Genomic DNA, 15328 nt, shown 5'->3' on the forward strand with positions numbered 1-15328 from the left:
GTGGCCGACTCCGCGGAAGAAGACCGGGGCAACGGCCGCGGCTGGCTGAAATTCGCCGGTGCGGTCGCGGCGGTGGCGGTGCTCGCGACGGTGACGGTCCTGGGGTGGCCGGCCGCCCGGACGCTGTTCCGGCAATCCTTCACCGAACAGCCCGAGACCTACACCGAGCTGTACTTCGTCGGCACGCCGACGTTCCGGGACGGAGCGGTCGCCGCGGAGGTCGCGCTGGTGCGCCACGGTCCCGCCCGCGCGGACTACACCGTGGTGGCCGCGCTGGAGACCCCGGCCGCGGACCGGCTCCCGGGACTCTCGCGGCACGTGACCCTCGAGCCCGGCCAGTTCACCGCGGTGGACTTCCGGCTGCCGGTCCCGCCCGGTCAGGTCGTCGACGCGATCGCGGTGAACGTCGCGGGCGGCCTGGAGAACCTCCGGTTCCGCTTGCCCGGCAACGCTTCCGGGGGCAGGCCGTGAAGCGCCGCCGGATCGTCCAGATCACTCCGTACTACCCGCCGCATCTGGGCGGGATGGAAGCGGTAGTGCAGCATCTCGCCCGGCAGCAGGCGCAACGCCACGAAGTCACCGTGCTCACCACGACCGCCGGCGCGCGCGACTCGCCGCGGCGCGAGCTGGTGCACAACGTCGCCACCATCCGCACGGCCGCGCTCGATGTCGCGCATACGCCGGTGTCCGCCGGTCTCGTTCCCGCTTTGCTGCGCACGCCGAGGACCGCGGTGTGGCATCTGCATGCCGCCCACGCGGTGCTGCCCGAGCAGGTCGCGCTCGCCGCGGCCGTGCGCCGCCAGCCGTTCCTGCTCCACTTCCACCTGGACGTCGACCAGTCCGGGAAACTGGGATGGCTGTTGCCGCACTACAAAAAACACGTGTTCGGCCGCGTTCTGCGGGCCGCCGCCGGGGTGCTGGTGCTGACCGAGGCGCAGCGGGAATTCGTCCGCACCGCGTACCGGGTGGACCCGGGGCGGATCTTCGCGGTGCCGAACGGAGTGTCCGACGAGTTCTTCCTCCCGCCGCGCCCGCGCCGGGAACCGGTGCTGCGCTTGCTGTTCGTCGGACGGCTGAGCCCGCAGAAGAACCTCGCGCGGCTCCTGCGCGCGCTGATGCTGGTGCGCCGGCCGGTGGTCCTCGATGTGGCCGGGGACGGGGAACAACGGCAGCAGCTCGAGGAAACCGTGCAGCAGCAAGGGATTCCGGGAGTGCGGTTTCACGGCCGGCTGCACGGTGCCGCTCTGCGAAACCGCTACGAGCAAGCGGACCTGTTCGTGTTGCCCTCGGATCGCGAGGGAATGTCGCTCGCCGCGCTCGAGGCGATGGCCGCCGGGTTGCCGGTGCTCGCGACCGACGTTCCGGGAAACACCGAACTCCTCCGCGGAATCGGTGCCCTCGCCCCGGCCGATTCCGCCGCACTGGCCGCGGCGATCGACGAGTTCGCCGCGGACGAGGACTTCCGGCAACGGACCGCCGCGGCCAGCGCGAGAGCGGCTCGGGAGTTCACCTGGACCGCGGTGGCGGACCAGGTCGAGGCCGTCTACGCCGAGGTGCTGCCGTGATGCTTCCCAGTCAGCGCACCGTCGTGCTCGGTACGGTGCTGGCCGCCGGTCTCGTGGAGCTGCTGCCGTGGCGACCAGCAGTACTGGTGACAGTCGCCGGTCTGTGGCTCGTGCTGGGCGCCCCGGCCTGGCTGTGCCGCCGGATTTCCACCCGCGTCGCGTCCACCCGCGAGGCTCAGTGGCTGCTGGGGCTGGGTTTCGCCGTGCTGGCCGCGATGGTCGCCGCGCTGGCCGTCAACACCGTGCTCCCCTGGTTCGGCGTCTCACGCCCGTTGACGGCCGCGTCGCTGGCGGTGGCCCAAACGTTGACCGCGGCGGCGCTCGCGGTGGTGGACCGACGGCTCACCGGCACTTCGCCGCCGGTGCGGGCGCCGCGCTTGATGCCGGTGCGTGACGTCGCACCGGTCGCGGTTCTCGGACTCCTCGCGTTGACGGTCGCGATCGCCGGGGCCATCCGGCTGAACAACGGGTTCACCGGCGCGACGAGCCTGGTCGCACTGTTCCTCGTCGCGGCGCTGCTCGGGCTCCTGTTCGTCCAGGCGGACCGCTACGGGGACGGCGTCCTCGCGTGCGGAATCCTGTGCGCGGCAACGGCTTTGCTGCTGCTGACCTCGCTGCGCGGCTGGTTCGTCACCGGGCACGACATCCAGCGCGAATACCTGCTCTTCCAGCTCACTTCAGCCAAGGGCCACTGGGATGTTTCCGGCGATCCCGACGCGTACCAGGCCTGCCTCAGCATCACCCTCCTGCCCGCCTCGCTGGCGCAGCTGACCGGCCTGCCCGGCCTGGCGATCTTCAAGGTGGTGCTGCCGATGCTGTTCGCCGCGGCACCGGTCGCGGTGTACCGCACGACGCGCAATCTCACGTCTAAACGCATTTCCCTGCTCGCCGCGACCTATTTCCTCGCCTTCCCCACATTTTTCACCGACATGCCGTTCCTCGGCCGCCAGGAGATCGCGTTTCTCCTGCTGGGCTGCGCGGTTCTGGCGTTGAGCGACCGCACTGCCCCGCGGCGCGCGCGGCGGATCGCATTCACCGTCCTGTTCGCGGGAATCGTGCTCTCGCATTACTCCACCACTTACGTGCTGATCGGCGTGCTGCTGCTGGGAAAGCTCGCCAGCGGCGTCATCCGGGTGGTTCCGCCGTTGCGCCGCCGTCTCGCCGAGCGCGCGCCGAAGGAGGCCACCGATTTCGTCGCCTGGCCGATGATCGGCGTCGCGGTCCTGTGCTCCGCGCTGTGGACCGGACCGGTCACCGGCACCTGGCATCAGCTCCAGCACACCGCGGCCGCCACCGCCCAGGGCCTGTTCCACCCGGACCAGGTTCAACGCGGCTCGTCCGACACCGCGTACAGCATCTTCAGCTCCGCCCGGGTCAGCCCGCAGCAACGGCTGCTTGACTACGCCGAATCGACCCGAGCGAGCACCGGCAGTGCGCCGCCCCTGGCCTTGCGCGCGGCAGCCACTCAGGTCGCGCCGCCGAGCAAGCTGCCGTTGACCGCGGCCGGTTCCGCGCTCGACCAGCTTGGCCTCGACGTCCCCCGCATCAACGCCCTCCTCCGCACCTGGTGCGCGGACGGGCTGCAAGTGCTGCTGCTCCTCGGCCTAGCCGGAACCCTCGTCGCCACCGCGACCGTGTTCCGGCCGACGCACGACCTGTTCGTCCTCGCCGCCGGCGGCCTGGGCGTGCTCGCCGCCGAACTCGCGCTGCCGCAGCTCTCGGTCGATTACGGGCTCCTGCGCACGTTCCAGCAAGGCTTGTTCGGCTTCGCCCCGTTCATCGCGATGGGCTCGGTCTGGGCGCTGTCGTGGCTCCGGAAACGGTGGCGAATGCCCGCCGCCACCGCCGTGGCGCTGCTGCTGTTCCTCGACCTCACCGGCGCGCTGCCCCGGCTGTTCGGCGGTTATCCCGCGCAACTGCAACTGGACAACGCCGGGCAGTACTACGACATCTACTACGCGCACCCGCAGGAACGCGCCGCCCTCGCGTGGCTCGAACAGCACACCGCGGCCCAGCGCATCCAGTCCGACCGCTACACGCTCAGCCGGCTCCAGACGCTGCTCGACGGCCGTCCGGGCGACGACATCTATCCCCCGCTCGTGCGGCCCGGCTCGTTCGTCCTCCTCGGCTACCCGGCCGTCCGCAAGGGCGAGGTCACCGTGTTCTACCAAGGAGATCTCGTCACCTACCGCTATCCGCTGCAGTTCCTCGACGCCACCAAAAACAAGGTCTACAGCAGCAATGGAACGAGTGTGTACCGATGACGCCCTCCCGTCCCCTCCGGATCCTGCTCGTCTCGCACTACTACCCGCCGCACGTCGGGGGAATCGAGAACGTCGCCGCCCAGCAGGCCCGGACGCTCGCCGCCCGCGGCGCCGAGGTCACCGTGCTGACGAGCGCGCTGCCCGCCGCCCGCCCGGCCCCCGCCGCCCGCTTCCGGGTCGTGCGCGTCCCCGCCTTCAACTGGATCGAGGACCGGACCGGAGTGCCGTTTCCGGTGTTCGGGCCCCAGCTGTTCCGCGCGGTCCGGGAATGGGTGGGGTGGGCGGATGTCGTCCACGTGCACGACACGCTGTACCCGTCCTCCTGGAGCGCCGGACGGCGAGCGGCGCGGACCGGCACGCCGCTCTTCCTGACCCAGCACGTCGCGGTCGTCGAGCATCCGTCGGCGCTGGTGCGCGCGGTTCAGCACGCGGTGTACCGGTCGATCGGACGGCGATCGTTCCGGGCCAGCCGCGAGGTTTTCGTGGTCAACGATTCCGTGGCGGCGTTCGTGCGGCGGTTTCGCGGCGGCCGCGTGGAGGTGCTGCCCAACGGCGTCGACACCGCCCGCTACCGGCCCGCGTTCCCCGGAGAAGCCCGGCGGCTGCGCGAACGCTGGCAGCTGCCGCACGACCGGGTCCTGGTGCTGTTCGTCGGACGGCCGGTGCCGAAGAAGGGCTACGACCTGCTGCTCGCGGCCCGGCATCCCGACTACGACCTGGTTTTCGCCGGGGAACGGCCGAAACACGTCCCCGAGGATCCGTCGGTGCACCACCTCGGCGCGCAGAGCCCCGGCCGCCTCAGCAGCCTCTACCGCGCCTGCGACGTCTTCGCCCTGCCCTCGACGGCGGAAGGATTCCCCCTGACGGTCCAAGAAGCCATGGCCTCCGGCCTCCCGGTCGTCACCACCGACGACCCGGGCTACGCCTGCTACGGCCTCGACCGGACGCAAGTCGCGCTGCTCCCCCGCGACGCGGCGATCCTGCGCACGACGCTGCGTTCCCTCGCCGCTGACCCCGCCCTCCGCGCCGCCATGGGCCGCTACTCCGCCTGGTTCGCCGCCGCACACTTCTCCTGGCCGCGCCACGCCCAGCGCCTCGAAGAGAGCTACCGCGAAGCGCTCGGCCCGGCCGAGGTTCCGGCATGACCGCGGTCGCCGACCCCGAGCCGTCGTTCGCCGCGCGGCTGAAATCCGACCCGCTGGTGCGCAACTCGTTCTTCCTCATGGCCACGACCGCGCTCGGCGCCGGGTCCGGATTCGTGTTTTGGATCGTCGTCGCCCGGCTGTACCCGCCCGCCGAGGTGGGGCTGGCGAGTTCGCTGCTCTCCGCGGTGACCCTGCTGAGCTACTTCAGCGGGCTCGGGCTCAGCTCCAGCCTGGTCCGGTACCTGCCCACGGCCTCGTCCCGCGCGGCGCACGTCAGTTCCGCGCTCACCGCGGTGGCCGTCACCGGCACTGTTCTCGGGGCCGGTTTCGCCCTCGTGGCGCCGTTCGTTTCGCCGGAGTTGGCGTTCCTCAGCGGCTCGTTCCCGCAAGTCGTGCTGTTCGCGCTGCTGGCGATGGCCGTCGCGCAGAACCTGCTCACCGATTCCGTGTTCGTCGCCTCGCGCGCGGCGAAGTACAACCTGCTCCTCAACGGCGTCCTGATGAGCGCGGTCAAAATCGCCCTTCCGATCGTTTTCGTCGGCGCGGGCGCGATCGGCGTTTTCCTGTCCAGCACGGTGGCTTCCGCGGTGGCCGCCGTCGCGAGCGTGCTCGTCATCCGCCGCCGCCTGCGGATCCCGGTGCGGCCCCGCGTGCACCCGGCGACGCTGCGCTCCACGCTGGCGTACTCGCTCGGCAACTACGCCTCCAGCTGCCTGAATCTGGTGCCGCTGCTGGTGATTCCGCTGCTGGTGCTGCGTTCGCTCGGGCCGGAAGCGTCGGCGGCCTACTTCGTGGCGTTCCAGATCGCCAACTTCGTCAACGCCGTCCCGTTCGCCGTCGGCGAGGCGCTGTTCGCCGAGGGCTCGCACGAACAGGAAGACCTCAAGCGGCTGGCGAAACGCTCGGCGCTGCTCATCCTCGCGATCGTGCTGCCCGCCGTCGGCGTCGCCGTCGTCCTCGCGAAACCGGTGCTGGCCCTGTTCGGCGCCAGCTACGCCGCCGAGGCCCGGAACTGCCTCGTCGTGCTCGCGGTCTCCGCTCTCGCGGTCGCGTTCACCACGTGGTCCGGGTTTCTGCTCAAAGTGACCCGGCAGCTGCCCGCGCTGAATCTGTCCAATGTGGTCTACGCGGCGGTCACCGTCGGCCTCGCCGCGCTCGGGGCCCAGCGAGGCCTCGTCTGGATCGCGGCGGCCTGGGGCGCCGGCAATCTCGCGTCCGGCCTGGTCGCGGTCGCCGCGCTCGCCCTGCGCGGACTGTCTCCGTCTGGCAAAGGAGGTTCGGATGAAGATCGCGCACGTCGTCAACGTCGGCTTCGAAGCCGGCGGCGCGGAGCGTAGCGTCCGCCTCGTCTCCGACGGGCTGCGCCGCCGCGGGCACCAGGTCCTCGTCGTCGCGACCGACCACCTGCTCGACGACCCCGCCGTCAGCGACCGGGAGGTGTTCGCCGACGTCCTGGTGCCCGCCATCCGCGGCGGCCCGGCCGCGCGCGTCGCGGGCTACTTCTGGCACCGGCCCGCCTACCGGCGGGTGACCGCCGCGCTGCGGTCTTTCCGGCCCGACGTGGTGCACCTGCACACCATCGGCGAGTTCAGCCCGGCCGTGCTCAGCGCGTCCGCGGCCTATCCCCGGGTGCTCACCGTGCACGGCCCGGAGGACTGGACCGGTCAGCTGCTGTCGTGGAACCTGCGCAGCCGCACCGAAGGCCGCGCCCGGCTGTCCACAATGGACGTCGCCCGGCTGGCCTATTTGCGTTTCCTGCAACGCCCCGCCTACCTGCGCCGCCTGCGGATGGTCGACCGGATCCTCACCCCGAGCCGGTTCCTCGCCGACGCCGTCCGGCACGACCTGCCCCGGACCCCGATCCACGTCGTCCCCAACGGCGTGCCGCTGCCCGCCGCCTCTCCGGTCCCCGACGCCCCGGACGCGCTGTTCGTCGGCCGCCTCGAACCGGTGAAAGGCGCGCACGTGCTCGTGGCCGCCTTCGCGACGGTCGCCCGCCGCCTGCCGCACGCCCGGCTCACCCTCGCCGGCGACGGCGCCCAGCGAGCGACCCTGGAAAAGGCGGTCAGCGAACACGGCTTGGCCGACCGCGTCCGGTTCGCCGGCTGGCTCCGCGGCCGCGAACTGACGGAGGCCTACCGCGCCGCTTCGGTCGTGGTGATCCCGTCGGTGTGGCCGGAGAATTTCCCGACGGTCGCACTGGAAGCCCTCGGCGTGGGCCGGGCGGTCGCGGCCACCGACGTCGGCGGCATCCCCGAGCTGGTTCGGGCGGGCCACAACGGGATCCTCGTCCCGCCGGGAGAGCCGCGCGCCCTCGCCGACGCCCTCACCCGCCTCCTCGGCGACCCGGGCCTGCGCCGGGCGATGGGAGCGCGCTCGGCCGGGCTCGCCGCGTGCCACCGCCTCGGCACTTTCCTCGACCGGCTGGAACAGCACTACCGGGAGGTCCGGCGATGACCCGCGTTCCCCGCCCCGCCGCGGCGCGAGCTCGCCAGCCCCGGTCATCACCCGCGTTCCGCGCCCGCCGCCCGCTGGGAGGCCCGCCGACGACCCCACGCCCTGTCCCGGAGCCGCCGCACGCCACTGCGGCCCGGACCGCGCGACCTCACAGGGAGCCCTAGCCGTGACTCGCTTCCCCACTCCGCTGCCCGCACACCCGCTCCGCCCCCGCCGGGAGGCCCGCCGATGACCCGCGTCGTCGTAGTCAACGCGTTCGACCGCGGCAACCGCGGCGACGCCGCCCTGCTCAGCGTGCTGCTCGACCAGATCCGCCGCGCGCTGCCCGGAGCCCGGATCGCGATCGCCGGTTTCGAGCATCCCGCGCGCTGGCCGGAGTTCGAGGGCGTGCCCAACCTCGGTTCGTTCCGCCGCTACTCGGGCGAGGAGGACATCCCCCGGCTCCGGCGGATCCTGCGGAAACTCAGCCTGCTGCCCGTCGTCGCCCTCGCCGCCGCCCGGCTCCCGCGGCGGATTCGGCTGGCCGCGGCCCGGCTGCTGCCCGCCGAGCCCCGCCGCGAACTGCGCGCCCTCGCCACCGCCGATCTCGTCGTCTCCGTCGGCGGCGGCCACCTGAACGGACGCGCGGACTTCGCCTCCGACCTGAACATCCTGTTCCTGCTGCTGCCGCTGTGGCTCGCCGAGCGGTTCGGCGTCCGGGTCGTGACCGGCCCGCAGTCCTACGGGCCGTTCCCCCGCCGCGTCCAGCGCGTGCTGGTGCGCCACGTCCTTGGCCGCGCGGACGCGGTGCTCGTCCGCGAAGACATCAGCCGCGACCGGCTCACCGAAATCGGGCTGCCGGCGCAGCTGCTCACCCGCAGCGTGGACAGCGCCTTCGCCTTCGAAACCCGGTCCGACCGCGACTGGCGCACCGCTCTCGGCCTCCCCGCCGACGCCCGGATCGCGATGGTCACCGCCCGCCAGTGGCTCGACGAAGCCGGACAGCTCCGGTACGAACGCGCGTTGACCGCGGGAATCCGGCATCTGCTCGGCCGCGGGTACCACGTCGTCCTCGTCCCCCAGGTGACCTGCGCCTACCAAGGCGACGACGACCGCCGGATCAACACCCGCCTCGCCGCCGGACTCGAGCACCCCCGGCTGCGCGTCCTCGGCGACGACTCCTTCGACCACCGCGACGCCCGCGCCCTCTACGCCGAAGCCGACCTGGTCATCGGCACCCGCTTCCACTCGGTCATCTTCGCCCTCACCGCGCACGTCCCGTGCCTGGCGATCGAGTACGACCACAAAACCGCGGGCATCATGCGCGATCTCGGCCTCGAACAGTGGGTGGTCGGCATCGGCGAGGTCCGCGACACCACGTTGCCCGCGCTGCTCGACGCCCTCGTCGACCACCGCGACACCTACCGGCGGCACCTGCGCGAAGTGCTTCCCCCGTACGCGCGCCGGGCCCGCGACCTGAGCGCGCTGCTCGATGCCGCCTGAACCGCGGTCAGCCCCGGCGCAGCCACCGGAACCGGCGGCAGCCGCAGCGCCCGCAGTCGGTGCCGCCGCGCAAATGCTGGTGCTCGCTGCGTTCGTGGCCGCACGCGCGGCACCGCACCGTCGCCCACGGCATCCGGATCCCGGACATCCTGCGCCTCCTCGAAGTCCCCCATCCCCGCACACACACCATCACATCCGCGCGCGGCCAGCCAACCGGACCAATGAGGACAGGAGCCTCCGTGAGCCGAGAACGCACCGTCGTCTTCGTGACGCCGTACTTCCCGCCGGACATCGGCGGCGTGCAAACCTACGTGCACAGCCTGGCCGCCGCGCTGCGGGAAGTCCCCGGATGGCGGCCGGTCGTCATCACCACCGGCCCCCCAGCGCGATCCGGCGAGCCCTTCCCGGTCCACCGGCTCCCTGCGCTCGCGAAGCTGTCCAACACCCCGCTCGACCCGCGCTGGCCACGGCAGATCCGCCGCATCCTGCGCGCCGAGCGGGCCGACTATCTCAACGTGCACACCCCGGTGCCCGGTCTCGCCGACGCCGCGGCGCTGGCCGCCGGAGACCTCCCGGTCGTGGTGACCTATCACGCCGCCGCCTTGGCCAAGGACGGTCACCCGCTCTTCAACGCCGTCGCGCGCGCCTATGCCGTTGCCGAAGGTTTCCTGCTGCGCCGGGCGGACTTGATCCTCGGCGTGTCCGACTACGTCGCCGACCGGTTCCGCCGCCGCTACGGCGACAAAGTCGGGGTCTTGGAGAACGCCATCGCGCCCGAGGCCTTAGCCGCACCAGTCGGCGGGGAGCGCCCTTACGCCGCCGCCTTCCTGGCCCGGCTCGAACCGACCCACGCGTGGAAGGGCTTGGCGCAGCTTCTGCACGCGATGCGCCTGCACCGCGCCCGCCTGCTGGTGATCGGGGATGGCACCGCGCGTCCCGGGTACGAGGCTCTGGCCCGGAAACTCGGGATCGCCGAAAACGTCACCTTCGCCGGAAACCTCGGCGGCGACGCGAAATTCCGGGCGCTGCGCAGTGCCCGGTCGCTCGTCCTCTGCCCGACCAGCCCGAATGACGCCTTCCCGACCGCACTGCTCGAAGCGTGGGCGAGCCGGGTCCCGGTGATCGCCACTGCGGTGGGCCCGCTTGCCGCGCTGGTGCGCGACGGCGTCACCGGACTGCTCGCCACGCCGGGTTCGCCCGAAGCGCTGGCTGGAGAGCTGGACCGCCTCGAAAGCAGCCCGGCGTTGGCGCACGCGATCCGGGAGAACGCTTACGAACTCGTGCGGAGCCGGTATACGTGGAACCATCGCGTCGCGGAGTTCACGCAGCAGCTGACCGCTCTCGATCCGCGCCCGACCCCGGCCTCCCGGTGACGCTCGCCCGACGCGTCCCGGCCGGACCCCGTTCCAGGGAACACTCCACCAGGGAAACGCCGACGAACTCGCGTGGAGCCGATCCATGGGAAGCCCTCGATCCGCACTCAGCCCCGGCCTCGCGGTGACGGCATCCGCCCCCGCGCGCCGCCTCCCGGCCGGATTCCGGAATCCACCCCCGGTCCCGGCCCGGTTTCCTTCCCCGAGGGCGAAATCTCCGGTTGCCGTCCCGGTCACCGGCACGACCCCCCGATCGTGGCCGCGCGCGGTCCGCCGCCGGGCGGGCGGATCTGGGTAGCCTGACGGCGTGGCCGACCCGATCCCCCCAGTCCCCGCCCCCGGCGAGCCCGGATCCGACCGTCCCGGCGCGGGCGAACCGCCCCGGAAAGCGCGGCGGAAGCGTCCGTTCTGGCAGGAGCTGCCGATCCTGATCGGGATCGCGCTGGTGCTGACGATCCTGATCCAGCAGTTCGTCGCGAAGGTGTTCCTGATCCCGTCGGCGTCGATGGAGACGACGCTGCACGGCTGCGACGGCTGCTTCGGCGACCGGGTCGTCGTCGACCGCGTCACCTACGATTTCACCGATCCCGCGCCCGGCGACGTCATCGTCTTCCGCGGCCCGCAGTCGTGGAACGCGAACGAGATCGCCCCGCAGGAGCCGGGCAACGTCTTCACGAAGGCGTTGCGCGGCCTCGGTTCCCTCGTCGGCTTCGCGCCGCCGGACGAACGCGACTTCGTGAAACGCGTGATCGCCGTCGGCGGCCAGACCGTCCAGTGCTGCGACCCGCAGGGCCGCGTCCTGGTCGACGGCAAACCCCTCGACGAGCCGTACGTGCACTGGCTCGAGCAGCCGCCGACGGCGCGGCAGACCTTCGCCCCGGTCACCGTCCCGAAGGGCAGCCTCTGGGTGATGGGCGACAACCGCGAGAACTCGTGCGACTCCCGCTGCCAGGGCGGCGGCGGGGTGAACGGCACCGTCCCGGTGGACGACGTCATCGGCAAGGCGCGGGTGATCGTCCTGCCGCCGTCGCGCTGGGGCGGCGTCAGCGACCACGACCCGCAAGCCGCGCCCGCCGCGCTCGGAGCCCCCGCGTGGCAGCAGGGAATCCCGCTCGGCGCGGGCGCGCTGCTGGCGCTCCCGACGCTGGCGGCCGGGCGGGGCCTGCGGCGCAAGCTGAGCAAACGGGACTGACCTGCCGGGTCCGCTCGCTGCCCGGCGTCGAGCGGCGCCGCGACGGTCTCGATGTTCTCGTCGGCCCAGCGGACACACACCCGACCCGATCACCAGACTCCCCACCACCCTCTCCGGCTCCCCTCACGGACAGCTCGCCGGAATGGTCCGGACCACTCGGTCACCGGCTAGAACCGGCCGCCCGCACGACATCCAGCCGGAGGTGCCGCGTCAGGTCCCCGGTCAGCTGCAGCACCGGCGTCCGCTCCGCGAACATCCACTCGTCCCCGCGCCGGACGAACCGGTCGTCGTAGTGCCCAGCCGCGATCGGCTGCAGCGGAAAGCCCGCCGCGGCTTGGAAAACCGTGAAATAGTTGTGCGCGGAAGCCGTGTCCTCGCCGACCGTGATCCGGACGTTCGTCGTCACGTGCCGGGTCCTCGGCGTGCCGTCGGGATAGAGGATCAGGATGTCGCGGAACCAGTTCTCCACCGCCTCCCGCCCGGTCCGGCCGCCGCCGCTGTGCAGGGTGCCCTCGCGGAACAGCTCCCCCACCCCGGCCAGATCGCCCGCGTCGATGAGAGCGGCGTAGGTCATGATCAGGTCCTGGATCGCCCACCGGGCCGAGTCTGCCGACATCCGGGCAGCCTAAGAGGTTCGCCGGCCCGGAAGCCCGCCCGGCCCGGTGACCTGCGGTTCTCGCTCGCACCGCCCTCCCGCCGCGGACCGGCCCGGCGGCGGTGGCATGATGCCCGCACGGTCCCGGCCGATCGGACCGCTCGCCGAGGAGGAAGGTGACGCTTGAGCACGCGCACTACCCAGGTGGACGACCTCCGGCTGGTGGCGCAGCCGAGCGCGGTCCCGTGCACCGAGCTGTTCGTCCGCCTGATCCTGACCGACTGGTCCCTGCTCCCGATGCTGGAGCAGGTCACGAACGCCGCGGTCCGGCTCGTCGGCGACGTGGTCGACCAGAGCAGCCCGTCCGCGCCCGCCTTCGTCACCGTCCGGCTCCAGCTGCGCGGCGACCGGCTCGTCGTCGAGGTCGACGACGACCTCGTCGCCCCGACGCCGCCGCGCGACGAGCGGATCGGCGTGCGCACCGGCGACCGCGGCCGCACCACGTGGTGCGAATTGCCCTTGCCCGGCGGGATTTCGGCCGGACAGGTCCGGCTGCCGCGCCGGGGCGACCGGCGCACGCTCGTGGACGAACCCGTCTCCGGCGAACCGGTCACCGCGGACCCGCAGGTGCTCGAACGGCTGCTCAACCGGCTCAGCACCTGGTCCGAGTAAGCACTCGGGAGGGCCTGCCGGGCCGCGAAGCCCTCACCGCCCGGCAGCAGCCTCCCAGGCCTTTTCCAGCGCCTGCGCGAAAACCTCGACCGACTGGCCGCCGGAAACCCCGAACCGCCGTCCCAGCACGAAAAACGGCACCCCGCCCGCGCCCAGTTCCGCGGCCTCGCGCTCCTCGGCCCGCACCGCGTCCGCGTACCGCGAGGAATCCGCCAGCACCGCTTCCGCCTCGCCGCGCGGCAACCCGGCCTCTTCCGCGACCTCGGCGAGGACGTCCGAAGCGAACACTGCCCGGGCTTCGGCGAAATTCGCGCGGAACAACGCCGAGACCATCTCGTTCTCCAGCCCCTTTTCGCGGGCCAGGTGCAGCAGGCGGTGCGCGTCGAAGGTGTTGCCGATCTCCCGGTCCGTCCGGTAGCCGAGCCCCTCCGCCTCCGCGAGCCCGGCGACCCGCTGCTCCATCTCGGCGGCCTGCGGACCGTACTTCGCGGTGAGCATGTCCAGCAGCGGTTCGGTCCCGGTCCGCCCGGGGTCCAGTTCGAACGACCGGTAGGTCACGGTCACCTCGTCCCGGTGCTCGAACCCGGCCAGCGCCTTCTCGAACCGCGCCTTCCCGAGGTAGCACCACGGGCACACGACATCGCTCCAGATTTCCACCTGCATGCCGCCAGCGTAGAGCTCGTGAGCGGCAATGCCGGTTCTAACCGGGATTGCCACTCACGAGACCCCCGCTTTCACCGGCTCCCGCGCCCCGGTCCGTTCCGCGCCGATGCCCGCCGCCACCACGAACGCGATCCCGGCCACCGCCGCGAGGTTCGGCACCTGGTGCAGCACGATCAGCCCCAGCACGAGCGCGATCGCCGGTTCCAGGCTCATCAGCGTCCCGAACGCCGAGGCCGTCAACCGGCGCAGCGCCATCATCTCCAGGCTGAACGGCACCACCGGCACGAGCACCGCGAGCCCGAGCCCGGCGAGCACCAGCGGCCACGTCAGCTCGCCGGCCACCTCCGGGGCGTGCACCGCGGTGGCCACCAGACCGGCCACCGGCATCGACACCGCCAGCCCGCGCAGGCCGGACACCTCGTCCCCGACTCGTTGCGTCAGCACGATGTACGCGCCCCAGCAGGCCGCCGCCGCGAGCGCGCAGCCGAGGCCGATCAGATCGGTCCCGCCCTGCCACGGCTGGGTCAGCAGCACCACCCCGGCCGCCGCCAGCACCGGCCACGCCCGGGCCCCGCTCCGGCCGCGCACGATCGCGACGGTCAGCGGGCCGAGGAATTCCAGCGCGCTCGCCGTGCCCAGCGGCAACCGGGTCGCGGCGACCATGAACAGGATCGTCATCCCGGCGGTGGCGAAGCCGAGCACCACGCACGCCAGCAACGCCGGACGCCGGAACGCCGACGGCCGCGGCCGCACGAGCACCAGGAGCAGCACGCCGGCCCAGGCCAGCCGCAGCCACGCGACGCCGGTCGGCCCGATCTGGTTCGCGAGGCCGACCGAAACCGCGAGTCCGAGCTGGACGGACAGCATGGCTCCAACGGCGAGGGCGGCACCGGCCCGGGGAGTGGAGGGAAGCACCCGTCCAGGAGAACGCATCCGGACCGTTCGTGTCCACCTGCCAATCCTGGACGTATCGTCCGAATATCCTGAACAATCGGGGGATGGACACCCGCAGGCTGCAGTTCCTTCTCGAGTTGTCGCGGCTCGGCTCGATGCGCGCGGTCGCGGACGTGCTCGAAACCACCACCTCGACCGTCTCGCAGCAGATCTCGGTGCTGGCCAAGGAAACCGGCGTCGCGCTGCTCGAACCGGACGGCCGCCGCGTGCGGCTCACCCCCGCCGGGCGGCGGCTCGCCGAGCACGCCGTGACGATCCTGGCCGCGGTCGAAGCCGCCCGCGTGGATCTCGATCCCGAAGCCGAACCCGCCGGAACCGTGCGGGTCGCCGGGTTCGGGACCGGCGTGCGGCACGCGGTGCTCCCGGTCGCGGACCTTCTCGCGCAGCGGCATCCGCGGGTCCGCGTGGTGATCAGCGAGCACGAACCCGCCGAAGCGCTGGCGCGGCTCCGGACCGACGACATCGACCTCGCGCTCACCTACGACTACAACCTCGCGCCCGCGGCCGCCGACCCGTCGCTCGCCGTCCGTCCGCTGTGGACGGCACCGTGGGGGCTCGCGGTGCCGCGCGCGGACGCGAAACCATTGCGGGGCAAGGGAACCTTGGAGGTCTTCTCCGCGTTCCGCGACCGCGACTGGATCGGCAACTCCCGCAACGGCGCGGACGAAACGGTCGTCGGCACGCTGGCGTCGATGGCCGGCTTCTCGCCGCGGTTCACCCACCGCGCGGACCACCTCGACCTAGTGCAGGACCTCATCGCGGCGGGTGGCGGGGTCGGCCTGCTGCCGGAATCCTGGCCGACCCGGCCCGACGTCGCCGTCCTGCCGCTGACCGGGCCGGACGTCCGGCTTCGGGCCTTCGCCTGCACCCGGCGGGGCCGGGACGCGTGGCCGCCGCTCGCCCTGGTCCTGGAGCTGCTGCCGGGGGACTAGCATGGCAGGCGAAGCGGTTCGAGCACGGAGGAGG

15 protein-coding genes are annotated in these 15328 nt (G+C 72.4%); 11 read left to right on the forward strand and 4 right to left on the reverse strand.

Going from position 1 to position 15328, the window contains the following annotated elements; translation table 11 throughout:
• From F9C12_RS03835 to F9C12_RS03865, 7 genes are all read left to right on the forward strand, one after another.
• Positions 1–471, forward strand: a complete 471-nt coding sequence (locus F9C12_RS03835) for a hypothetical protein (RefSeq protein WP_409464754.1) — start codon at positions 1–3, stop codon at positions 469–471.
• Positions 468–1565, forward strand: coding sequence for a glycosyltransferase family 4 protein (locus tag F9C12_RS03840; protein ID WP_409464755.1), 1098 nt, complete (start codon positions 468–470; stop codon positions 1563–1565). Before F9C12_RS03835 ends, F9C12_RS03840 begins: the two co-directional genes overlap by 4 nt.
• Entirely contained in the window at positions 1562–3829 is a 2268-nt protein-coding gene (locus tag F9C12_RS03845; protein WP_409464756.1) for a hypothetical protein, read from the forward strand. Before F9C12_RS03840 ends, F9C12_RS03845 begins: the two co-directional genes overlap by 4 nt.
• Positions 3826–4974 (forward strand): glycosyltransferase family 4 protein, encoded by a 1149-nt coding sequence (locus F9C12_RS03850; protein ID WP_409464757.1) that lies wholly within the window; start codon positions 3826–3828, stop codon positions 4972–4974. Before F9C12_RS03845 ends, F9C12_RS03850 begins: the two co-directional genes overlap by 4 nt.
• Positions 4971–6311, forward strand: a complete 1341-nt coding sequence (locus F9C12_RS03855) for a lipopolysaccharide biosynthesis protein (protein ID WP_409464758.1) — start codon at positions 4971–4973, stop codon at positions 6309–6311. Before F9C12_RS03850 ends, F9C12_RS03855 begins: the two co-directional genes overlap by 4 nt.
• Entirely contained in the window at positions 6256–7431 is a 1176-nt protein-coding gene (locus F9C12_RS03860; protein WP_409464759.1) for a glycosyltransferase family 4 protein, read from the forward strand. Before F9C12_RS03855 ends, F9C12_RS03860 begins: the two co-directional genes overlap by 56 nt.
• Before the next feature lie 228 nt (positions 7432–7659).
• A complete protein-coding gene (locus F9C12_RS03865) occupies positions 7660–8913 on the forward strand; it encodes a polysaccharide pyruvyl transferase family protein (protein WP_409464760.1) in 1254 nt (417 codons plus the stop codon).
• Between the two features lie 7 nt (positions 8914–8920).
• On the opposite strand, the gene F9C12_RS03870 is transcribed toward F9C12_RS03865, so the two are convergent.
• On the reverse strand, positions 8921–9061 hold the full coding sequence (locus tag F9C12_RS03870) for a hypothetical protein (protein ID WP_409180601.1): 141 nt from the start codon (positions 9059–9061) through the stop codon (positions 8921–8923).
• 91 nt (positions 9062–9152) lie between these two features.
• On the opposite strand from F9C12_RS03870, the gene F9C12_RS03875 reads away from it, so the two are divergent.
• Both F9C12_RS03875 and lepB read left to right on the forward strand, forming a co-directional pair.
• Positions 9153–10286 carry a glycosyltransferase family 4 protein gene (locus F9C12_RS03875; RefSeq protein WP_409464761.1) on the forward strand — a complete coding sequence of 378 codons (1134 nt, stop codon included), beginning with the start codon at positions 9153–9155 and terminating at the stop codon, positions 10284–10286.
• A 307-nt stretch (positions 10287–10593) separates the two neighbouring features.
• Entirely contained in the window at positions 10594–11478 is an 885-nt protein-coding gene (gene lepB / locus F9C12_RS03880) for a signal peptidase I (RefSeq protein WP_409464762.1), read from the forward strand.
• 160 nt (positions 11479–11638) lie between these two features.
• Here lepB and F9C12_RS03885 read toward each other — a convergent pair whose 3' ends face one another.
• Entirely contained in the window at positions 11639–12094 is a 456-nt protein-coding gene (locus F9C12_RS03885) for a nuclear transport factor 2 family protein (protein ID WP_409464763.1), read from the reverse strand.
• A gap of 162 nt (positions 12095–12256) precedes the next feature.
• On the opposite strand from F9C12_RS03885, the gene F9C12_RS03890 reads away from it, so the two are divergent.
• Positions 12257–12745: an ATP-binding protein gene (locus F9C12_RS03890; protein WP_409180605.1), complete on the forward strand. Its 489-nt coding sequence runs from the start codon at positions 12257–12259 to the stop codon at positions 12743–12745.
• Positions 12746–12778: 33 nt separating this feature from the next.
• On the opposite strand, the gene F9C12_RS03895 is transcribed toward F9C12_RS03890, so the two are convergent.
• Positions 12779–13408 (reverse strand): DsbA family oxidoreductase, encoded by a 630-nt coding sequence (locus tag F9C12_RS03895; protein WP_409180606.1) that lies wholly within the window; start codon positions 13406–13408, stop codon positions 12779–12781.
• Between the two features lie 54 nt (positions 13409–13462).
• Positions 13463–14275, reverse strand: coding sequence for an EamA family transporter (locus tag F9C12_RS03900; RefSeq protein WP_409464764.1), 813 nt, complete (start codon positions 14273–14275; stop codon positions 13463–13465).
• 131 nt (positions 14276–14406) lie between these two features.
• Here F9C12_RS03900 and F9C12_RS03905 point away from each other — a divergent pair, with 131 nt between their 5' ends.
• Complete coding sequence (locus F9C12_RS03905) at positions 14407–15294, forward strand: LysR family transcriptional regulator (RefSeq protein ID WP_409464765.1); 888 nt, start codon at positions 14407–14409, stop codon at positions 15292–15294.
• The last annotated feature ends 34 nt before the right edge of the window (positions 15295–15328 follow it).

The organism is Amycolatopsis sp. GA6-003, from assembly GCF_046267895.1.
GTDB lineage: Bacteria > Actinomycetota > Actinomycetes > Mycobacteriales > Pseudonocardiaceae > Amycolatopsis.